The sequence below is a fragment of the Emticicia aquatilis genome, from assembly GCF_014644295.1.
Lineage (GTDB): Bacteria > Bacteroidota > Bacteroidia > Cytophagales > Spirosomataceae > Emticicia > Emticicia aquatilis.
Window position 1 is genome coordinate 342,136 of record NZ_BMKK01000001.1, and the last position, 21,826, is coordinate 363,961.

Here is a 21,826-nt window from a genome sequence, read left to right on the forward strand (position 1 = left end):
AGTTTTACTCATTGTCTTTTTTTAGGGTATATGTCAATTTAGAAATATAAAATACATCAGTATTCATCATTTCATTATTTCGTTTTACGCTTTGATAGCCATATGCCAAAAAACTACGGCCATACCATGCAGCTAAATTTGTACGTTCGGCATCAACAATTCTATCAGATTCTGAACTGGCTTTTAGGTCGAAATTCTCTAAGTTTTTTACTTTTTGATTACCCCGAATTACAGCCGTACGAATAAGTTTTTCATCAGGATATGCCAAAATATGGTAATCATCCTGCTGAGTCATTTGAACTTTAGCGTTTAACTCGCTGCTTTCGATGTCTTTCAGCGAAACACTATTATCCCAAATCAGCTTACCTGTCTTATCAAAACCACAAACAATAGCGTGTGAATATCTAAAGTTATTATAGACGTCGTTCCCGATGCGATAATTTCGCCAGTTATTCCAGCCTGTCGAACTTGGTGATGTTTTATATTCTGGATAAAAAACTTCGGCCAGCATTATCCAACCATCGTTGCTCGGAATAATATCATGCAGATACAATCGGTATCTTAGCTTCACGTCTTTTCCTTTTTGTTTCTTTTGCTTGATTCTCTGCTTGATTTTTTCTTCTCTTTTAGAGTTCAAGAAGCTGAAAAAATTATCTAAATCTGCAAAATTGATATACTGAATTTTGGAATCATCATTCAGCTGTTGCATATAAAAACCAAGAGCAAGAAGCGAACAACCATCGGCATAGTTTCCCATCAGAATCGGGTGTTCTTTATCAATATTCAGCACTTCGCCTGATATTGGCGTCGTATCTCGATTCCCCAACGAAAAACTCTTAATTAACTTACCTTCATAAGAATATTTCTTGACGATAAACTGACAATTACGGTCATTTTTTAGCATTAAATACAAAAAATTACCGTGTTCGTCAACATCTAATTCATTGATAGCGAGGTTATTACTATGAACTTCGGGTAAAACTTTTGAAGTATAATCAAAAAAACTAAACATCACAACCACAGGGCGGTCATTGTATTTTCCACCGATAAAAGCCTTACTCTGCAAAACCACAAAATGCTCAATATCCATGTTGGTAAGCAAATTACCTTCAGCATAAGATTTATCACCAGTTTCCACATCAATCCGCAGAACACCAATATCAATTTTGTCGGTTTTCTTAAACAAAACGTACATAAACTGCTGGTTTCGGAAGGTTTTCACTAAATCAAATTCGGGGTCAGGAAGGAAGGTAGTTTTCCAGATTTGTGTCAGTGTGCTATCGTATTTATAAAAATCAAAGGTTGATTTTCGGTGGTAAGGCTCAACTTTTGACTGCATCAGCAAAACGCCACTTTCTTTGAGCGGTATCAAAAGGTTTTCTTCGTCAATATCATTTCGACGGTCAAACTCAATTCGTTTTCCTTGCGTGAGTTGTGCAGATGCAGAAAACGCAAGCAGAAAAAATAAGATGCTAACTATGTGTTTCTGATAGTTTTTCATATTGTTGAGGGCAAAGGGTTATTTTCCTCGCAAGCCAAGTTCCACGACCTCCAAGTTAGACATTTTTCCTGTGTCCAACGTAAATCTAAGCAAAGTTTTCATTTTATGCCAACCTTGTTTTCCTGCCGCTCCTGGATTTAGAAAAATCATGTTGTTTTGTTTGGGGTCACGCATGGCTTTCAATATATGCGAATGCCCACAAACAAAAATATCGGGTGTTTTAATTTTAAATTGTTTCTTCACAGCTGGATTATAATTGGGCGGACTTCCGCCAATGTGGGTCATCCAAACTTCAAGTCCTTCAATCGTAAAATTCTGATTTTCAGGTACTTTCCACTGAATTTCTTTTTCATCAATATTGCCAAACACAAAGCGGGTTGGTTTGAAAGCTTCCAGTTTTTCGATGATTTCGAGCGAGCCAATATCGCCAGCATGCCAAATCTCGTCACATTCTTTAAAATGCGTAAAAACCGATTCGTCAAGAAATCCGTGCGTATCTGATATTAATCCAATTTTGGTCATGTAATTTAATTTTGAGTGATAGAATGAATGGATGATAGAATAAATGAATTAAAAATATTCTATCATTCACTCACTCTATCATTGAAGCATTCTCTTTTATCTCCCTCAACTTCAAATATTTCATCGTAGCATAAACGCTCTGTGTGAAAGCCCAAACAAAACCACGATAACCATTCAAAAAATTAAGCCTGATAATATATTCGGTAAAAAATGCAACAGGAAACTTCGTAACGACTTTGAGTAAAGATGCTTTTTTGCCCTTTTTATACAATTCGTTTGCTCCACGAGACGAGTAATTATTCATTTTCTGAAAAACCTCCGCCAAATCGACATAGCTATAATGCAACACATGATTTTTTAGGGTCGCAATTTTTCCATTCAAAACCACATCTTCGTGAACTTCTCGGTCGTTATAATTTCCGTATTTTTTATTAAAAAGTCGTAAATGAGGCATTTTGTACTCACGCCCGTATCGCATTATTCCGCCCAGAAAAACAAGCGTATTAGGCACCATATATCCTTGATATTCAGGATTTTGTAAAGAAACATCAATTTCTTTTTTTAATTTTTCGCTCACAACTTCGTCAGAATCTACGATAAAAATCCAGTCGTTTTGGGCTTGGTCAACGGCAAAACGTTTTTGTGTACCAAAACCATCAAATTTTCGGTATTGAGTCTTACAACCAAACTCGTTGGCAATACTTAGGGTTTCGTCGGTACTGCCACTATCTACTACTACAATCTCATCGGCCCAACCTTTTATCGACTCCAAAACTTGTCTAATCGTACGAACATTATTAAGCGTAATAATTACTACCGAAACTTTCATTCATCAATGGTTTTTTGCCAAAGTTAAGGTTTTTGATTTTTCAATCGTAATTTTGTTGAATAATTTGAAACCATAAGTTTTCGTCATTCTTGAATCTTCATTGACAAAACCAACGTAAATGATTTGTGTTCAAATAAAAACTAAAAATTTAACATGAAAACAATCATCATTTCGATTGCCATTGGCTTGTCAGCCATAAGTTTTAACAAGAAGAATCAAGAATCTACTGGAAAAGAGATTTTCGAGAAAAACTGTGCAAAATGTCACGGAAAAGATGGCACAAAACGCCTTTTAGGAGCAAAAAACCTTCAAAAAAGCGTATTGACTACCACCGAAAACTATGAAATCATTACCAACGGAAAAGGTAAAATGCCCAGTTGGAAGGAAAAATTAAGTACCGAACAAATCAACCAAGTGATTGAATATTTGGCTGTTTTGAAGCAAAAAACCAAAGAATAATGATAGAAACCCACGCTCACATTTACGATGAGCAATTTGATGAAGACCGCAATGCCATGCTCGAACGTGCATTTGCGGCAGGAGTAAAACAAATCTGGATGCCAAACTGCGACCACGAAACGATTGATGGCATGTTGGCTCTCGAACAACAATACCTCGATGTATGTCATGCCATGATGGGTGTGCATCCGTGTTATGTGAAAGAGAATTTTGAAGAAGAATTGGCCGTAGTTGAGCAGTGGCTCGAACGCCGAAAGTTTATCATGATTGGCGAAATTGGCCTTGATTTCTACTGGGATTTGACTTTTGTGGCTCAGCAAGAGGAAGTTTTTTTACGTCAACTGGCTCTGGCCAAGAAATATAATTTGCCGATTTGTATTCATTCTCGCAACTCAAAAAACAACGAGCATAATGCTATCTTGCGTTGTATCGAGCTAATCAAGCAATTTGGCTGGGCCGATTTAAGAGGTATATTTCATTGTTTTTCGGGAAACTTGGAGGAAGCTCAGAAAATAATCGAAATCAACTTTTTGTTGGGAATTGGTGGCGTGGCTACCTTCAAAAATGGCGGAATGGACACGATTCTACCGCATATTGATTTGAAACACATCGTTCTCGAAACCGACTCGCCTTATCTTGCTCCAGTTCCGTATCGTGGCAAACGAAACGAAGTAGTTTATATAGAGTTGGTAGCTCGCCGAATTGCCGAAATCAAAGCAATAGATTTCGAGGAAGTTGTACAACAAACTACCCAAAATGCCTTATCTTTGGTCGGTCTAAAATTATAAGTTTTGAATCTAAAAACTATACTCCTCGGAATTCTTTTTGCGGCCTTATGGGCGTCAGCATCGGCAGCAGCCAAAATTGGCTTGCGTTCGGTTGAGCCTTTGGTGCTTTTTCAAGTTCGTTTTCTGGTGGCTGGAATAGGTATGCTTGCCTATTCTTATTTCATTCACAAAGATAGACTTCCGCAAGGCAAAGAATGGAAAGAACTAACGATTTTTGGTTTATTGAACGTAACACTCTACCTAAGTTTTTTTGTACTGGGTGTGAGCGAAGTAGCGGCTGGAATCGGTAGCCTTTCAACAGCTACGAACCCACTGTTTATCAGTATTTTATCCGCCGTTTGGTTGGGTAGAAAAGTAAAATCTTCGGAGTGGATGGCAGTTATTTTGGGCATGATTGGCGTAGGACTGGCTTGTTATCCGCTCATTCAAAATAGTTATGCCACACCATTGGGTTTGCTGTATATGTTTTTGTGTATGCTCTCCTACTCTATCGGCACTATTTACTACTCAAATATTGATTGGAAACTTTCACGCACGGCCATCAACGGTTGGCAAGTTTTCTTGGGTGGATTGCTGATGTTGCCACTTACATTTTTGATGCACAAAAAACCTAATAATTATGACCTAATATTCTATTTATCAGAGTTTTGGCTCATTGTTCCAGTCTCAGTTATAGCCGTAAATCTTTGGTTATATTTATTAAAAGTCGATGCTATAAAAGCTTCTTTTTTCTTATTTTTATGTCCAATTTTTGGTTTCGCCTACTCTTATTTTCTTCTCGATGAGCCCATTACTTACCACACTTTTCTTGGTACTGCGTTAGTGATTGTGGGGCTGTATGTTGGTCAGCGAGAGAAACTTAGTAAATGAATCTAAAAGCATTAATCTGGCTCTTCATAAGGTTTGGAGGCATCAAATTCAATTATATCTCCTGGTTGGCAATCTAATGCTCGGCAAATAGCATCGAGGGTTTCTAAGCGAATGGCTCTTGCTTTTCCAGTTTTTAAAATTGACATATTGGATAACGTTATACCAACTTTTTCTGCTAACTCTGACAACGACATTTTTCTCTTAGCCATCATCACATCAATATTCACAATTATTGCCATTTCTCAGATAGTTCGTTCGTTGTCTTTCTCGATTTTCATGCCGTATTTAAAAACTTGTGCCAATGCTATACAAAATAAGCCAACGATTAGGTAGATTATAGGCACAATACATTCTTCAAATGTGATATTATCATACGGTGCCGCATTTTTCACTGCTAAATACTTGGTAATCAAATATTTTTGATGGAATGTATATAAAAACCAAAGTAGTAAATTGAGCAAAAAAATAAACCCAATCCAAGTAAATACTCTACCTTGACGGTCAGAAAAAATCTCCCCCTTTGAAAGTCTAACAAAGAATCGATGTAGCAAAAAAGTTACACTAAAAATTACAAATAATAAATAAAAAAAAGAGAATAATGACATGAAATAAATTAACTTATCTTCAAAAGTACCTTTTCCCGTTGCAATTATTTCAATTTTTGGTTTATCAGCAATTTTTGTTAAAATAACATTCTGCGATAAAACAACTTCTGGTGGTAAGTTTGAATTGCTAAAATCTCTTGATAATTGCATTGCTTCATCACCGTAATTTATTTTCTCATCACTAAAAAAATTAATACCTCCTTTTATTGGGAGAGACATTCTTGTAGCACCATGAGAACTCATTGAACCTGTACTGTCAAAATAAGCAGAGGTCAAATGCCCTATTTTTAGGAGTGAATCTGTGTATTTTATGTTGGAGTTCAACCTATCCATCTCTAATTTCAATTGCATTTCAAAAACCCAATTCGGGTTTGCTTTATTCAAACTATCAATACTCTTCGTATAGATTAATTTACCATTTTGATAAAATTTAAGTTGTTTGTTTCTGGCAATTAGAGAATCTGCTACCTTCTTTAATTTGGGAGAATAAATCTGACTACTCATGCTGGAAAATTCCGAACCTTTATGTCTATTTGCTAAAGCCACAGCGTGCTTATAATAACCCGCAGTATCAAGTTGAAGTCTATTCTCTCCAAATAAATGTTTAAAACCACCCAGAGAAGATATAATAGCAATTGGATAAATTATAAATAGCAGAACTTGAATCCAAAGAATGATTCGTAAAACAAGTGCAATTCGTCCAAAGATTTTAGGAGTAGATTTCATATATCGATAGGATTTTTTGTAAATCTATCAAACTATTTATTATAAGTCAAGTATTTTTTATTGTTTTACAACAAATTATCATTACAAATCAATATAAAAGTCTTTATAGAAGTTTTTAAAATTATCCATTAAAATTAAACCTTTCATCAAGTTTTTGGTCAAAAAGTAACATTTTGTGGCTAACTTCGTTTAAGCATAAGATTCTACTGACCAATTTCTATGAAATATACACTTTTATCAACGCTATCTGCTGCCGTGGTTCTGACTGCGACGCTGATGAATTCTTGCACTCAGAAAGAGCAAATTTCAGCCAACTCTGCCAGTTTTGATTTAATACAAGCAAAGATTCTGACAAAAAGCTGTGCCATTACTGGTTGCCATGCCTCCGAGACTGACGGTACTTATGCTCAACACAAATTAGTTCTGGCCAAAGGACAAGCCTATAAAAATCTTTTTGGTATCGACCCAACAAATATCGGGGCAAAACAAGATGGTTTAAAACGAGTAAAGGCATTCAAATCGCTCGAAAGTTTATTGTATCACAAGCTTTTTTATGACACAAACCACCATAATGGTAAAAGCTATGGAGCAATCATGCCTCTCGGTGGAGATTTATTATCGGTTGGGCAAATTGAATTTGTTAGACGTTGGATAGAAGCTGGAGCTCCCGAAACTGGTAGTGTTGCCGATGCCTCTTTGCTCGATGATACTACTCCAAGCACCGCAACATTTACGAGTTTGCCTGTTCCAGCAGCAGGCACTGGCTACCAGATGACTTTAGATAAGTTTGAGGTTGCCCCCGATTTTGAGCGTGAGTTTTTTGTCAGGAAACCTTTGGGTAACACCGAAACTGTCTATGTCAATCGAGTACAAATAAGTATGCGTCCAGGAAGCCACCACTTTATTTTATACGGTTTCAGAAATAATGTAAATCTCGCCCCACTCAACCAAGTACGTGATTTACGCAATTCCGACGGCTCATATAATATTGTCACATTTGCTCAAATGGGCAATCACGTTTTTAATTTCGGAGGAAGTGAAGCCAACTCTGATTATACTTTTCCAGAAGGCACAGCCGTTGAAGTCCCTGCCAATGCCACTTTCGATATGAACTCGCACTATTACAATAAAGGCACAAAAGCACTATCAGGCGAGGTAAATATCAACCTTTTTACAACCAAAAAGGAAAATGTTAAGAATGTTCTAAAAGTGATTGATTTTGGCAATCAAAACTTGTCGATTCCACCAAAAGCAAGAACAGTATTGACAAAGGATTTTACTTTCGATAAAAATGTAAAAATCGTGATGCTCTTTTCACATACACACAAATTTGGTGAAAAATTTGAGATTTTAATCAAGGGTGGTGTAAGAAATGGTGAGGTAGTTTATACCTCTACCAACTGGGAACACCCCGAAAAAATCAATTATTCGCCTTACATTTCGCTCAAAAAAGGCGAGGGATTGACTTCAAGAATTACTTACAACAATACTTCTGATAAAACCGTAAAATTCGGACTTACCACCGAAGACGAAATGGGGATAATTTTTGGCTATTACTACGAGGAATAATCAGCAAAAAGGAAGGCTTCCAACTGGGCGTCCCCTCGAAGGGAAGCCTTCCTTAAATACAGAATCGCACATGAAAATAAAACTATTACTATTTTTATGCTTCTCGCAAACAGCTTATTCACAACTCAATTTTTCGACAAAACTTTCTGAAGCGGCCGTTGAACTTACGAAGCAAAAGGTAGTATATGACCCCACCTATTTTGTGATAAAATACCCCAACGGCGATGTGCCGAGCGATAAAGGCGTTTGCACCGATGTAGTTGTAAGAGCTTACCGAAAACTCGGAATTGATTTGCAAAAAGAGGTTCACGAAGATATGCGAGCCAATTTCAAGAAATATCCTCAGAAATGGAGACTAAAACAAACCGATAAAAACATCGACCACCGCAGAGTTCCGAATCTCATGACTTTCTTTTCAAGATTCGGAACGGTGAAGTCGATTTCTTCCAACCCAAAAGATTATCAAGCTGGCGATATTATTTGTTGGAATTTAGAAGGAAATCTCACGCATATAGGCATTGTTATCAATAAAAAATCGGTCGATGGCCAGCGAAATTTGATTGTACATAATATAGGTGCGGGACAAGTAATTGAAGATTGCTTGTTTAATTATAAAATTATCGGACATTATGCCTATCAAAAACAGAGGTAGTAAACCCTGTGCTAATTATTAAGCGTAGCAACTTAAAACTTGCTACGCTTTTTTTGTGGATTTCTGATGAAATCTATAAATTACAGCACAAATTGAAAAAGCTATAAAAATGAAATTACTTGTAACTTTCCCCCTCTTCGTGGTATGGGGGTTGCTGAACTGTAATAGTTCGCATCAGAAAGACTACGTTCTGCAAACACCCAAGAACAAAAACGTTCCCTACATCATCATTCAATCTGAGAAAGAAATCGTTGATGACCCAAAGCGAAAAGCTGCCATGAAAATCGTACTAAAAGATAGTACAGTTTTTAAGTCGCCTATCGGAATTGAGCTTCGTGGTGCGACTTCGCAGATGTTTTATGACAAAAAATCTTATGGTTTTGAACTTCGCAATGCCAAAGATGAATCATCGGCGGCCTCGCTTTTAGGTTTACCCAAAAACTCGGCTTGGGTGTTGCACGGTCCTTATGGCGATAAAACCTTGCTCCGAAATACCGTTGCGTATCAACTCTCCAACGACATTGGTCGCTATGCCGCCCGCACAAAATTTGTGGAGTTAGAAATCAATGGCGAATATTTGGGTTTTTATGTCTTGATGGAAAAACTCAAACAAGACAACGATAGAATCAAAATTGCTAAATTGAGCAAAAACGATACTACTGCCGAAAAAATCACGGGTGGATATATTCTGAAAATTGACAAAACTGTAGGAAACGACCGCAATGATTCAGATTATAATGAAGAAAACTCGTTCGTTTCTCAATATGATGCCAAAGGGAAACTCAGCAAACGAAGCAAAACACACTTTTTGTATGAATATCCGAAGGTAAAAAATATTAATCCTATTCAACGGAAATACATTCAAAACTACATTTCGACCTTTGAAAATGCCTTAGCTTCCGAAAATTTCAAAGACCCCGAAAAAGGCTATCAAAATTACATTGATGTTGATAGTTTCATTGATTTTTTCATCTTGACCGAACTCATGCAAAACCACGATGGCTATCGGCTCAGCACCTATCTACAAAAAGACCGGGGCCAAAAACTACAAATGGGCCCAATCTGGGACTTTGACATTGCCTTTGGCTCTGACAATGGTTTTTGTGATGGAATGAATCGCCACGCTTGGGTATTTCAGTACAATCAATATTGCTCAGGCGATGCTTGGCTGGTGCCTTTTTGGTGGAAACGTTTAATCTCAGATGAAGCTTTCAAAAACAAACTAATTACAAGATGGAAAGCTTTGCGAGCAAAACAATTATCTGATAATCAACTCGATAAAACGATTGATGGTTTTAATAAGGAAATTACCGAAAAAGGAATGGTGGCACGAAACTTCGAGCGATGGGATATTCTGAATGAAAGAATCACGCCAAATTCAACAAAGGGTTCGCACGAAAAAGAAATTAATAGAATGAAATCTTGGTTGAAAGAACACGCTCATTGGATTGATGAAAATATTGAACGATTGTAGTATTTTTTTTCATAAATTTGATGAAGCACTTGTTCAAAACTACAATCACATGAAAACGCTTTTGACTTTACTCCTTTTTTCTTTGAATACTGCCTTTAGTCAGGAAGTAAAAGAAATGGTACGAAGTATTTATTTTGGTGGCGGTAGTGCCTACATCAGTAAACAACAAGCCCAAGATTTATATGATTTTGTGAAGAACATTAAGCACCTCGAATACTACGAAATCAATATCATGAGCCACACCGATAATATTGGCGGACGTGAATTTAACGAATACCTCAGCCGAATGCGAAGTGCCTCGGTGATTGACCTGCTCAAAGCAATGGATATTCCGCAAGAGAAGATTAAATTTAAAGATTTTGCTTTCGATGCCCCTGCCTATGACAACAATACATGGGAAGGTCGGGAACGAAACCGAAGGGTTGATATTCAGTTCAAGCCGATTGTTTTCTGAAAAAATCCCCATTTGCTATTGAAACAAATGGGGATTTTCCAATTACCCCAAAGTTATCTTACCCAGTGTATCGGTATCCATTTCAGTAAACCACAAATTTCCGTCCATTCCCATGCGTATGCGGTGCATCATGGTTCGTTGTGAGGGTGTTTTGTACCAAAAAATCGGCACACCAGCAATATCTCCGTTCGGCGATTGGCGGATAGACTTATCAAACTTCACCACATAATCATTTTCAGCTACTGACTGTTGCATTGTAGCCATATCATGATGGTCCATGCTCATCGGTGCATCGTGTTTTACGTAGCATTGTACCCAAATATTTCCTTCATTATCGAACGAAAGTGAACCTAAAATAACATTTTTCTGAACCATCGGCACACTAAATTCAGTGATATTACCATCCATATCAATTCGTCCGATTTTATTCCCTGCCTCTTCCGTAAACCACATAAAAGGCTCAGATGGGTCTGGTATGATAGCAATCGGGCGGCTATTGGCAGTTGGAATTGGGAATTCTGTCACAACACCATCTTTGGTAGCGTTGTAAATTTTATTACCCAACAATTGCGTTCCCCACATCTTTTTATCAGGTACATTATAAGGTCCAGCCGAAAGAAAAATCGGCATAGCAGCCAATTGAGGTAACTCAAAATGCTCGACTGTTCCGTTAGGGTTAATCTTGCCCAGCGTGCTTGTTCGTTTTCCTGTAAACCAAATCGTTTCGCCGTCGGCGTCAAGTCCAATTCCGTGCGGTGCAGGGTTTATCGGAGTTTTTGCTCCTTGCGTGTACATTCGTACATCAACCGACTGCACGATATTGAAATCTTTATCCAAACACACCACTCTACCCTCAAATTCAAACGACACCCAAAGTCGGCCTTTGGCATCAATCAATAAGCCATGCGGGCCGGGATTTCCCTGAAACTGATGAAAAGTTATGTGGCCATCGTAAGTTACTTTTGCCAAACAATTCATATTTTGTCCCGTAACATAAATACCCGAAGCATCGCAGACAAGCTCGTGCGTGGACATCTTACTTGCAGAAGGCCAATTTAATTTATATTCTGTGATAGTATTCATGGTTTTTAGATACTTTTCTGATTAAATTTACAAGACACAAATTAGCATTTCTTTCTCAGAATATTCATACGTACAAATGCTTGAATTCAAAAATAGGTATTTATACGGGGTAAATAATTTCACCATTCAATCATACAGTCATGCTAAAAAATATCTTCTTCGATTTATTGAAAAAATATACCAATGATGAAAGTTTGGTCAGTAAATTTTGGTCGGAAATAGAGGAAAACTATACAAATCGCAAAAGGTATTATCATACTTTAGAGCATCTTGAAAATTTATTTCAGATGCTTACACCCATCAAAACCAAAATCAAAGATTGGGATACGCTACTTTTTACGCTATTTTATCATGATGTAATTTATAATGCAACGAAAAGTGATAACGAAGAAAAAAGTGCCGAACTGGCGATTGTAAGAATGCAAACAATCGGAATCGAAAAATCTCAAATTGAGCAATGCAAAGCTCAGATTTTAGCTACAAAAAAACATCTTCCAAACGCCAATTCTGATACAAATTACTTCACCGATGCCGATTTATCAGTACTGGGACAAGACTGGGAAACGTATATCAATTACTACAAAAATGTAAGAAAAGAATATGCCATTTACCCAAATATCATCTACAATACTGGCCGAAAAAAGGTTTTAAAACACTTTCTTGCAATGGATAGCATCTACAAAACAGACTATTTCTATCAAGAATTTGAGCAAAAAGCCAAAGAAAACTTAGCACGAGAATTGGGATTGCTTTAAATTTTTAGGAATAAATACGCACATAGATTTATCAAAGTCTCACGATTATTTCTAACTTGCTTAACAATATTCAACGCCTAAAAATACCTTCATTCAATGGAAACTCTCATCAATCGCCGTGATTTTATGCGGCAAACCAGCCTTGCTGCTCTGGGCTTGGCTTTTACTCCAACTTTTGCCAGAAAAGTATCACCCAGCGACCGCCTACGAGTAGCTCACATCGGCATCAATGGCATGGGAACTCAGCACCTTAAATGGTTTGCGAATCTGCCCGAAGTTGAAGTAGTTGGCTTGTGCGATTTAGACAAAAATCATCTGGCCAAAGCCCAAAAAGTTCTTCAAGAAATACACCCCGACAATAAAGCCCAAACTTACGAAGATTTCAGGTATCTGCTCGAACGCAAAGACGTTGATGCAATTACCTGTGCTACGCCCGACCACTGGCACTCGCAGGTAGCAATTATGGCCTTTCAGGCAGGAAAAGACGTTTATGGCGAAAAACCGCTCTCGTATAATGTGCGAGAAGGGCAACAAATGCTAAAAGCCATGAAGAAATACGACCGAATTTTTCAGCTTGGCACGCAAATACACGCAGGCGAAAATTACCACCGAGTGGCCGAAATCATACAATCGGGGGCAATCGGTAAAGTAAAAACGGTAAGATTATGGAAAACAGGTTTTCCACCAGTTTTGGGGCCATCAAATTACCAAACGCCACCCGCCAATCTCAACTGGGATATGTGGCTGGGGCCAGCCCCCTACTCGCAATACACTCCCGAGCGATGCCATTTTACGTACCGCTATTTTCTTGACTATTCGGGTGGCGTTTTCCAAGACTTTTGGTGCCATATTGCCGATGTAGTCTGGTGGGCAATCGACCCGAAAAACCTCACTCGTATCAGTGCTAAAGGTGAAGCCCCCGAAGGAACGGGCGATGCTCCGAAATGGATTGACATTGAATATGATTTTGAAGACCTCAAACTCTATTGGACATCAACTCCCCCAAATGTTCCAGGAGCGGAAAAACGTGGCATCGGTGCATATTTTGAGGGCGAAAAAGGCACATTGATTTGTGATTATAGCAGTAAAGAGATAACAATTAATGGTGTAACGATGACAGATATTCCCGAAATTCCAAAAACAATTATACGCTCGACAGGACACCAGCAGAACTTCGTGACGGCCGTAAAAAACCGTACACAACCACAATCGAACCTTGAATACGCACGAAAAATGACAATGCCAATGCACTTGGGGCTGATTTCGTATCGTCTGGGGAGAGAACTTCATTGGAATCCTAAAAAAGAAAAATTCCGCCATGATGCCGATGCCAATACTCTACTTTCGAGAGAACCCCGCAAAGGTTGGGATTTAGTTTAATTCACCATCAAATAATCACCACAATGAAAACAATTATCACAATTCTTGCTGTATTTTTCCTTGTTTCTTGCGGAAATAATGAAGAACTCGAAAATCTAAAAAAAGAAAATGCGGCCTTAGCTGCTCAAGTAAAAGCACTCAAAGAAGGTGTAAATGCCAAAGGCCCGAAGTATATGCTCAAACTTCGATTGAAGCAGTCACATCTTTCATTAAGCATCAAAAAGCATATTAAAGATGCCGTAAATGCAATAGAATTTGAGTTGCCAGTCGATAAAGAATTTTATGATTCGGTTTCGGAAGGAACGGAAATCATTGATAAATTCCGCTTCGGCTCAATGGTTTTATACGGCAGTTTGGGCGATTGGGAAATGACTGTGAAGGAGAAATATGTGAAGTGATGCCTTCGACTCCGCTCAGGCACCGAAAATTCGACTCCGCTCAGGCATCGAATCACTTCGCTCTTGGAATATATAAATACGACTCAAAAATTTAACATTAATTTTTCTCGGTGCTTAAGCGGAGCCGAAGGCATCAAGAAAAACACTTTTGAAAACTTTATGCGTGGCTTCATGTACATTTTAGAATGTTTTGATGGTAGCTATTATACTGGTAGTACTGTCAATCTCGAACTTCGGATTCAGCAACACCAAAATGGAGAGGGTTCAAATCATACTCGAAAGCATCGCCCAGTAAAACTTGTTTGTTATGAAGAGTTTGACAGAATTGACGAAGCTTTTCTCAGAGAGAAACAGATTCAAAAATGGAGTAGAAAAAAGAAAGAAGCTTTAACCAAAGGTAATATTGAGGTACTGCATAAACTTGCAGAGTGCCGAAATGAAAGTCATTATTTGAACGCTGCCTTCGACTCCGCTCATGCACCGAACGACTCCGCTCAGGTAGCAAATCACTCGACCCAACGACCAGATATTTTCGAATAAACAGCAAAACTAAACGCTTTTGGTTAAAATCGGTGCCTGAGCGGATCGGACAGCCGAAGCTGTCGAAGGCCTGATTTTAACAAAAAAGCGAAGCAAAAGTCTCGAAAAACTTCCACTTCGCTTTTTTATTTATCAGTCGGCGAACTAAAAGTTCGCACCACAGTTAATATTACTTAGCAACTTCCATGCTCACTTGGCGAGCATTGATAGTTTTGCCTTGCATTCCTTCTAATACACGCTTTACATCTGCTTGCGGTACTTCAACAAAACTAAATTTGTCGTAAATATCAATTTGTCCAATCGCACGACCCGCAATACGAGTTTCTGAAGTGATTGCACCTACAATATGATTTGGAGCAACGTTATCTTTGCGGCCTAAGCTCAAAAACAAACGTACCATGTCAGCATTACCTGAGCCACGTCCACCTTCCTGACGTCTTTCTCTTGGCTCGAAACGACGCTCACGTTGTTGGAATCCACCGTCACGTCCGCCATCACGACCACCTTCTCTACGTCCGTATGGAGCTCTTGAGTCACGGCTGTTTCCGCCAAATCTTGCATCTCTATCGCCACCTCTTGCCTCACGGAAAGTATCAGATAATTGATGGTCAGCAAATTCGCTCTTCACTTCACCTACTTGCATTTTAATCAAAGCAGCCATGATTTGTGCATCAGAATAACCTTCTTCGCTCAATTGTGCAATAATTCCATCGTAAGTAGTATCAACACCTGCTGTAAGGGTTTCTTTTACTTGGTCAACAAATCTCTGGTGACGAGTTTTCACTAACTCAGCATAAGTCGGGATAACACCTTGTTCGATTTTTGCTTTTGTATAGTTTTCGATTCCACGCAAAGCACCACGCTCACGAGCCGAAATAAACATAAATGCTTTTCCAGTCTTTCCAGCACGGCCAGTACGACCGATACGGTGAACGTAATATTCTAAATCTTGCGGTACATCGTAGTTGAATACTGCATCAACACCCGATACGTCGATACCACGAGCAGCTACGTCGGTTGCAACCAAGATTGTGGTTGTACCAGCACGGAATTTACTCATTACTTGCGTACGTACTTGCTGACGCATATCGCCGTGTAGGCCTTCGGCAGCATAGCCACGAATCTGTAAATCACTTACGATTTCATCAACTTTCGATTTTGTATTGGCAAATACCAACATCAATTTCAAGTTATGAACATCAATCAAACGAGTCATTACTTCCATTTTCGCTTCACGACGAACCGAGAAATAAAACTGTTCAATGTTTGCGTTTGAAACCTCTGTTTTCAAAGTACGAACGATTTCAGGATTTTTCTGGAAACGTTTCGCAATCGAAAGGATTTCTGGTGACATTGTTGCCGAGAATAACACTGTTTGACGCTCTTCTGGTGCGAAAGACAAGATTTTTTCGATATCTTCTCTGAAGCCCATGTTAAGCATTTCGTCAGCTTCATCTAAAATCGCCAACTTAATATCGCTCAATATTAAGGTCTTGCGGTCGATGTGGTCCATGATACGGCCAGGTGTTCCGACCACAATTTGTGAACCTTTTTTCAAAGCCAAAAACTGACGCTCATACGACTCACCACCATAAATGGCAGCCACGTTGAGGCCTCTTTTGTACTTTGCTAATTTCTGGATTTGTTCTTTTACTTGGAGAGCCAACTCACGAGTTGGACACATTACTAATACTTGTGTGCTTTTGCTATCAACATCAACTGCTTCGATTGCAGGGATACCAAATGCCGCTGTTTTACCTGTACCTGTCTGAGCCTGTCCGATGAAATCACCACCACGCATTACAACTGGGATACCTTGTGCTTGAATTGGAGTTGTGTACTCGAAACCCATTTCTTCAACTGCACGAAGGATGTACTCTGATACTGGAAGGTCAGAAAATTTTACTTGTTCCATTAAGGATAAAATGTTTTAGTCGGAACGTACACTGTCGTCCTCACGCAAAACCGTGGATTGCCCCGATAGCCGAAAAAAAATGATAAAGCGAACGATGAGAACCATCCGTTGCTGCCCTGAAAGGAAATTGAATGAAGAGAAACTTCAAAACGATTTTTATTGACGCAGAGGCCCGATAACGGATGTGCCTTTTTTAATACAGTCGCAAAATTACGGCCAATATTTTTATAAAGCAAGTGTTTGCAAGAAAGTTTGTATTTTTTTTAGACGGCTCACTAAAGTCTGCTATCGAAACCCACATATTTATTGACATAAAGGCAATATAAATACTTATTTATAAGGTATTTCTCGGCAAAACAACAATAGTCTTGAAACGACAATATATATAACTTTTTCAAGATTAAAGAATTTTATTTGGGCATATGATATTTACACAAAATTCTGATTTATGCTTTTAAAAGAATACAGTTGAAGATTTGGTAAGTATTTAAAGCGAAAACTTCTAAACTATTTTTATATTTCTTCATACAGCTTATCAATGTTTTAGGAGGTAATTATCAATAGTTTCACAACAAATATTATTTTTACTTTTCTTTTGGTTTCTTTAAGCCTAAAAAACTTAGAATAATATAAACTTAAAACTATTTCACCCTCAATCCTTTCTCTATTATGAAAAAAGTACTCCTTTTAGCGATTAATTTACTGTGCATACTTCAACTTGCACAAGCACAATTAGATTTACCTGCATCGGCCAATAACCCAAGAGCTACCGTTTCGGAAGAAGTTGGTATAACGTCTATTACTATCAAATACAGTCGCCCCGATGTAAATAAGCGTGAAGGCAAAATTTATGGTGATGGAAACCCCGTAACTTATGGTTTTTCGTCGGCTAACTTTTCTACGGGTAAGAATAACTCGCCGTGGAGAGCTGGTGCAAACGAGTGTACGACAATTACATTTGAACATGATGTAAAAGTAGAAGGTCAGCCCATCAAAGCTGGTACTTACGGAATCTTCATGGCAATGGGTGCTGAGAATGTAACAGTAATTTTCTCGAAACAAACCGAAGCATGGGGCAGCTTTAGCTATGACGAAAAAGATGATGTTCTGAGAGTAAATGTAAAACCAGTGGCTTTGGATAAAAGCGTAGAATGGCTCAAATATGAGTTTATTGAGCATAAAGAAAAGTCGTGTGTGATAGCCATGCAATGGGAAAAAGTTTCGGTGCCATTTAGGGTTGAAGTAGATGTTGATAATATAGTTTTGGCAAGAATCAGAGAAGAATTAACAAGCCGTAAAGGTTTCAATCCGATACTTGTGATGTCGGCAGCACAGTATTGTTTTAGTAAAAATATCAATTTAGAAGAAGCTTTGGTGTGGAGCAAAAAAGCAGTAAGTGGTACTGGCGGACAAATAACTTTTGTCACATTACGAAATTTAGCAACGGCCTACGAGAAATTAAATAGAATTTCGGAAGCAGATTCGGTAATGAATGAAGCCTTACAAATTGCTACAGCTAATCAATATACTACTTATGGTCGCCAGTTGATTGGGCAAAAACGTACCGACAAAGCAATGGACATATTTTTGGCATCGCAGAAGAGATATGGCGATGTATTGGGAGTAAATAGCGGTTTGATGAGTGGATATTCAGCCAAAGGTAAATTTATGGATGCCGTTAAATATGCCGAAATGGCCTTGAAACAAACACCAAATGAAGCAGCCAAGAAAGCCTTAGAAGCACAAATTGCCAAGTTGAAAGAAGGTAAAGATATTAATTAAACGTTGAATTGGTGTAGAGTTGCTCGTTGATTCCGAGCAACTCTATAACACTACAAAATCCATGAAACGACTACTCAATATTGGGTTATTAGGTTTATTTCTCATTGGTTATTTAGAATGGGGAACAGACAAGCATACATTTATATTTCAGGCTGAATATGAGCTTTTTAGCAAAATCTTTGAGTCGCCATTGACATTCTTGCATCCTTTTATTTTAGTGCCATTATGCGGACAAATACTGTTTTTATATATCATCATAAAAGATAGTACAAATGCACGCCTTAGGTTAATTGCAGTAGCTTCATTGAGCATTTTTATGCTATTTTTGTTATTTATTGGATTAATAAGTCAGAATTTTAAAATTATAGCTTCGACACTTCCGTTTTTGATTGTAGCTACAATAATTGTTAAAACCAATTGGAAACGCACCTTTAACAGATAAAATTTTAATCATGGAAATCACACAAGAAAACAACTCAAAGAACGGTATCTTCAAAGCCATCGAAAACGATACAATTGCAGGCGAAATGACTTACGTATGGGCAGGTGAGAATAAATTTATCATCGACCACACCGAAGTTTTTCCTGAATTTGAAGGCAAAGGCGTTGGTAAAAAGCTCGTGATGGCAGCCGTTGAATATGCCCGTGCTAATGGCTTCAAAATTCTTCCGCTTTGTCCGTTTGCTAAGGCTCTCTTTGAGCGAACACCAGAAATCCAAGATGTGAGGTTTTGAAAAGACTCAAACCAACCCCACCTCAGTGGCTTTTTTGATGAGCTGAGCGGTATTGGCAACTTCAAATTTGAAGAGTAGATTTTTGCGGTGAGTATCAACGGTGTATGGACTCAGAAATAGCTTCTCGGCAATATCATTGTTGGTCAGGCCTTGAGCAATTAGTGATAAAATCTCTTTTTCTCGGCGAGTGAGTGCTGGGGCTGAATCGGGCAAAATGATGTTTTCGGCCGTGTTAATTTCGCTGCTGAAATAAAACTTCCCGTTTAATACTTCACGAATGGCAAAGATTATTTCTTCGGCATTTGCACTTTTTACTACGTAGCCCGAAGCCCCGTTTTGCATCATTTGCGATACATAGCTGCGTTGTTTGAAAGTGCTGATGCCAATTACTTGTATGTGTGGGAATTCTTTTTTTACTTTTGCACAAAATTCTATTCCGCTGACATCGGGCAGGTTTATATCAGTTAGCACTAAGTTTATTTCTGGATGTTTCTTCAACAAAACATGTGCATCAAAAGCGTTTACGGCAGTAGCAATTATCTCAATATCAGCACTTTGAGTTAATATTGATTTTAGTCCTTCAAGCACCATAAAATGGTCGTCGAGAAGTAGTATTTTGGCAAGCCCCCTAACCCCCGAAGGGGGAATATTCAAATTCTTATCCATTTGGTATTTCTACGATTATCGAAGTCCCATTTTTGGGGCTTGTGTCAATATGCAAAGTTCCTTTCAAATAGTCAACTCTTGATTTTACATTGCTTAGGCCTGCACCATTAGTTTTTGAGGTGTCAAATCCTTTGCCATCATCTTCAACAGTCAGCGTGATTCCTTGCTCGTGGTGGCCGATTTGTATAAAAATCGTTTTAGCTTGAGCGTGCTTGATGGCGTTATTGGTGAGTTCTTGAAAAATTCGGTAAAGTACCTTCTGCATTGTTGCGTCAAGATTTTTGCCATCGCCAATGGCCGTAAATTGCATTTTTAGCGTACCATTTTGATTGATACCATCGCAATAATCTTGGATAGCTTCGTGCAAGCCAAATTTCAGTAATGCTTCAGGCATCATATTATGGGCTACTCGACGCATTTCGGCAATGGCACTGTCGAGTTGAGTAAGTGCTTTTTCAAACGAAAAAACTTCGCTCGAATGAATAACAAAATTTTGGTGCATAGCCGATAAGTTTAGTTTGATTCCGCTGAGCATACTTCCGAGTCCATCGTGGAGGTCTTTTGCCATTCGACTGCGTTCCTCTTCTTGACCTTTCAGAATGCTATTCATGCTGATGAGTTGCTTTTCTTGTTCGAGTTCACGAATTTTTTGTTGCTGAATTTCGTTGTTTTGTTCGGCCAAAAGTTTTTCTTTTTTATAATTCTTAAAATATAAAAATGCTAATAACGAAAGAACTAAAACACTAATAATCAGAGCAATAAGTATATAATTTTTTTGTTCAAGCTGTAATTCTCTAATCTGATTTTCTTGTTCTAAAGTATTAATTTTTTCTTGTTTCTGGGCCGAACGAAAACGTGCTTCGTTGAGTTGGATACGATTTTGGTTTTGTTTTTTTATAAATTTTTCATTGAAAATCGCCCATTTCTTTCGGTATTCGTTGGCCATTTTATAATTTCCAGTTTGCTCGTAAAACTCCGCCATATTTTTTAAAACGAGTCTTACTTTGGGCATATATTCCTTTCGCTCCGAAATCTTTAGGGCTTCTTGATAGCATTTGAGGGTTGAATCTTGTTGATTAAGTTTTTGATATGAATCTCCCAAAGCAATGAGTTCATCTGCAATATAATAAGGGTCAGCCCAAGCATTCGCCAATTCAAAAGCCTTTTGATGATATTTTAATGCTTGTTTGAAGTTTTTTAGTTCAAACTCTAACTCGCCTTTAGCATTATAGAAATAAACTTTTTCTAAATCATAAACTGCTTTTGGTAATAGCTTTCCAGTTTCGTTGAGAAGTATTTTAGCTTCTGAAATTTTATTTAGCTTCGCACAGACGGCAGCGAGTCTTGACCTATTAATGATGGTCATCCAGCCAATATTGGTTTTTCTTGAAATAACATCACATTCTCTTAAATACTGGTAAGCTTGTGGCCATTCCTGCACATCAATAAACAAAAATGCCGAATTGAAATAATTGGTGGCTAAGCCTTTTTCATCATTGATTTCTTTCTGAATGCTGATTGACTCTTCGTAATACTTTTGAGCAAGTTCTGGTTCGTTGATGTTGGCATAAGTTGCTCCAAAATCACCTTTTATAAGAGCTGAAAGCACATTTCTTTGGCGTTTACTGGGTAATGAATTGAGCAGCGATTCTTGGATTTCTAATTCTAAAATTTGATTTACATAATCGCCAATTTCAAAGTAATGCCCACCCCAAATCCTATGATAAAAAAATTGCTTCCATTGGCTACTTTTATACTCATCACTCTCCTTTAGATGTTGAAACGCTATTTTACCTTTTGCAGTATCTGCCTTAAATGTCGCATCGGCAAGCCATAGTTTGTGATGCCACCTAATGCTGTCATTAGTAGTCAAACGCAAGCTATCTTGATAGGCTTTAATTCTATCGGCTTGAGCGTTTACTCGCAAAGGGATGAGAATTAGAGCTATAATTAATTTCGGAAAATGGCGATACATTGGCTGATTTTCGGTTCGGGAATAAAGCTATACGAATAATCAAAGAAATCCAAAGCCACATAAAAAAATACCAGTTTTCAGGGATATGAAAAATACAAATTTTGTGGGATTGTGGGGGCTGACTGATGGAAGTAAATTTGTGGAACAAG

23 protein-coding genes are annotated in these 21,826 nt (G+C 38.1%); 14 read left to right on the plus strand and 9 right to left on the minus strand.

The features are described 5' to 3' along the window. Positions 1-4: 4 nt before the first annotated feature. From IEX65_RS01465 to IEX65_RS01475, 3 genes are all read right to left on the minus strand, one after another. Positions 5-1,501, minus strand: a complete 1,497-nt coding sequence (locus IEX65_RS01465; RefSeq protein ID WP_188763914.1) for a hypothetical protein — start codon at positions 1,499-1,501, stop codon at positions 5-7. Positions 1,502-1,519: 18 nt separating this feature from the next. Next, entirely contained in the window at positions 1,520-2,023 is a 504-nt protein-coding gene (locus IEX65_RS01470; RefSeq protein WP_188763916.1) for a metallophosphoesterase family protein, read from the minus strand. A gap of 70 nt (positions 2,024-2,093) precedes the next feature. Then, on the minus strand, positions 2,094-2,852 hold the full coding sequence (locus IEX65_RS01475) for a glycosyltransferase family 2 protein (RefSeq protein ID WP_188763918.1): 759 nt from the start codon (positions 2,850-2,852) through the stop codon (positions 2,094-2,096). A 153-nt stretch (positions 2,853-3,005) separates the two neighbouring features. Between IEX65_RS01475 and IEX65_RS01480 the strand changes: the two genes are divergently transcribed. From IEX65_RS01480 to IEX65_RS01490, 3 genes are read left to right on the plus strand one after another with little or no spacing between them, the layout of a single operon-like run. After that, on the plus strand, positions 3,006-3,311 hold the full coding sequence (locus tag IEX65_RS01480) for a c-type cytochrome (protein WP_188763920.1): 306 nt from the start codon (positions 3,006-3,008) through the stop codon (positions 3,309-3,311). Continuing rightward, entirely contained in the window at positions 3,311-4,099 is a 789-nt protein-coding gene (locus tag IEX65_RS01485) for a TatD family hydrolase (RefSeq protein ID WP_188763922.1), read from the plus strand. The genes IEX65_RS01480 and IEX65_RS01485 overlap by 1 nt, the downstream gene beginning before the upstream one ends. Positions 4,100-4,102: 3 nt before the next feature. After that, a complete protein-coding gene (locus IEX65_RS01490) occupies positions 4,103-4,969 on the plus strand; it encodes a DMT family transporter (protein WP_188763925.1) in 867 nt (288 codons plus the stop codon). An 11-nt stretch (positions 4,970-4,980) separates the two neighbouring features. Here IEX65_RS01490 and IEX65_RS01495 read toward each other — a convergent pair whose 3' ends face one another. Next, positions 4,981-5,208, minus strand: a complete 228-nt coding sequence (locus IEX65_RS01495; RefSeq protein ID WP_188763927.1) for a helix-turn-helix domain-containing protein — start codon at positions 5,206-5,208, stop codon at positions 4,981-4,983. Positions 5,209-5,211: 3 nt separating this feature from the next. Continuing rightward, complete coding sequence (locus IEX65_RS01500) at positions 5,212-6,300, minus strand: DUF2975 domain-containing protein (protein WP_188763929.1); 1,089 nt, start codon at positions 6,298-6,300, stop codon at positions 5,212-5,214. Positions 6,301-6,519: 219 nt separating this feature from the next. On the opposite strand from IEX65_RS01500, the gene IEX65_RS01505 reads away from it, so the two are divergent. The 4 genes from IEX65_RS01505 to IEX65_RS01520 all read left to right on the plus strand — a co-directional run bounded on the left by IEX65_RS01505 (position 6,520) and on the right by IEX65_RS01520 (position 10,449). Then, positions 6,520-7,869 (plus strand): monooxygenase, encoded by a 1,350-nt coding sequence (locus tag IEX65_RS01505; RefSeq protein ID WP_188763931.1) that lies wholly within the window; start codon positions 6,520-6,522, stop codon positions 7,867-7,869. A gap of 70 nt (positions 7,870-7,939) precedes the next feature. Continuing rightward, positions 7,940-8,521, plus strand: coding sequence for a DUF1287 domain-containing protein (locus tag IEX65_RS01510; RefSeq protein ID WP_188763934.1), 582 nt, complete (start codon positions 7,940-7,942; stop codon positions 8,519-8,521). 109 nt (positions 8,522-8,630) lie between these two features. Further along, complete coding sequence (locus tag IEX65_RS01515; protein WP_188763936.1) at positions 8,631-9,995, plus strand: CotH kinase family protein; 1,365 nt, start codon at positions 8,631-8,633, stop codon at positions 9,993-9,995. 49 nt (positions 9,996-10,044) lie between these two features. Further along, positions 10,045-10,449 carry an OmpA family protein gene (locus IEX65_RS01520; RefSeq protein WP_188763938.1) on the plus strand — a complete coding sequence of 135 codons (405 nt, stop codon included), beginning with the start codon at positions 10,045-10,047 and terminating at the stop codon, positions 10,447-10,449. A 42-nt stretch (positions 10,450-10,491) separates the two neighbouring features. Here IEX65_RS01520 and IEX65_RS01525 read toward each other — a convergent pair whose 3' ends face one another. Further along, positions 10,492-11,532 (minus strand): Vgb family protein, encoded by a 1,041-nt coding sequence (locus IEX65_RS01525; RefSeq protein ID WP_188763940.1) that lies wholly within the window; start codon positions 11,530-11,532, stop codon positions 10,492-10,494. 140 nt (positions 11,533-11,672) lie between these two features. Here IEX65_RS01525 and IEX65_RS01530 point away from each other — a divergent pair, with 140 nt between their 5' ends. From IEX65_RS01530 to IEX65_RS01545, 4 genes are all read left to right on the plus strand, one after another. After that, positions 11,673-12,287: an HD domain-containing protein gene (locus tag IEX65_RS01530; RefSeq protein ID WP_188763942.1), complete on the plus strand. Its 615-nt coding sequence runs from the start codon at positions 11,673-11,675 to the stop codon at positions 12,285-12,287. A gap of 96 nt (positions 12,288-12,383) precedes the next feature. Continuing rightward, on the plus strand, positions 12,384-13,667 hold the full coding sequence (locus tag IEX65_RS01535; protein ID WP_188763944.1) for a Gfo/Idh/MocA family protein: 1,284 nt from the start codon (positions 12,384-12,386) through the stop codon (positions 13,665-13,667). Between the two features lie 23 nt (positions 13,668-13,690). Then, positions 13,691-14,065 carry a hypothetical protein gene (locus IEX65_RS01540; RefSeq protein ID WP_188763946.1) on the plus strand — a complete coding sequence of 125 codons (375 nt, stop codon included), beginning with the start codon at positions 13,691-13,693 and terminating at the stop codon, positions 14,063-14,065. 63 nt (positions 14,066-14,128) lie between these two features. Beyond that, positions 14,129-14,605 carry a GIY-YIG nuclease family protein gene (locus IEX65_RS01545; RefSeq protein WP_229250476.1) on the plus strand — a complete coding sequence of 159 codons (477 nt, stop codon included), beginning with the start codon at positions 14,129-14,131 and terminating at the stop codon, positions 14,603-14,605. Positions 14,606-14,774: 169 nt separating this feature from the next. Here IEX65_RS01545 and IEX65_RS01550 read toward each other — a convergent pair whose 3' ends face one another. Continuing rightward, on the minus strand, positions 14,775-16,520 hold the full coding sequence (locus tag IEX65_RS01550; RefSeq protein WP_188763948.1) for a DEAD/DEAH box helicase: 1,746 nt from the start codon (positions 16,518-16,520) through the stop codon (positions 14,775-14,777). 669 nt (positions 16,521-17,189) lie between these two features. On the opposite strand from IEX65_RS01550, the gene IEX65_RS01555 reads away from it, so the two are divergent. From IEX65_RS01555 to IEX65_RS01565, 3 genes are all read left to right on the plus strand, one after another. After that, positions 17,190-18,302 carry a DUF2911 domain-containing protein gene (locus tag IEX65_RS01555; RefSeq protein WP_188763949.1) on the plus strand — a complete coding sequence of 371 codons (1,113 nt, stop codon included), beginning with the start codon at positions 17,190-17,192 and terminating at the stop codon, positions 18,300-18,302. Between the two features lie 61 nt (positions 18,303-18,363). Then, positions 18,364-18,744: a hypothetical protein gene (locus IEX65_RS01560; RefSeq protein WP_188763951.1), complete on the plus strand. Its 381-nt coding sequence runs from the start codon at positions 18,364-18,366 to the stop codon at positions 18,742-18,744. A 10-nt stretch (positions 18,745-18,754) separates the two neighbouring features. Further along, a complete protein-coding gene (locus tag IEX65_RS01565; protein ID WP_188763954.1) occupies positions 18,755-19,036 on the plus strand; it encodes a GNAT family N-acetyltransferase in 282 nt (93 codons plus the stop codon). Positions 19,037-19,042: 6 nt separating this feature from the next. Here the strand turns inward: IEX65_RS01565 and IEX65_RS01570 are convergent, their stop codons facing one another. Together IEX65_RS01570 and IEX65_RS01575 are read right to left on the minus strand one after the other, a co-directional pair. Beyond that, the gene (locus IEX65_RS01570) at positions 19,043-19,702 is read right to left on the minus strand and encodes a response regulator (protein ID WP_188763955.1); all 660 of its coding nucleotides are present in this window, start codon (positions 19,700-19,702) and stop codon (positions 19,043-19,045) included. Beyond that, positions 19,695-21,677 carry a tetratricopeptide repeat-containing sensor histidine kinase gene (locus tag IEX65_RS01575; RefSeq protein ID WP_188763957.1) on the minus strand — a complete coding sequence of 661 codons (1,983 nt, stop codon included), beginning with the start codon at positions 21,675-21,677 and terminating at the stop codon, positions 19,695-19,697. Before IEX65_RS01575 ends, IEX65_RS01570 begins: the two co-directional genes overlap by 8 nt. Positions 21,678-21,826: the final 149 nt, after the last annotated feature.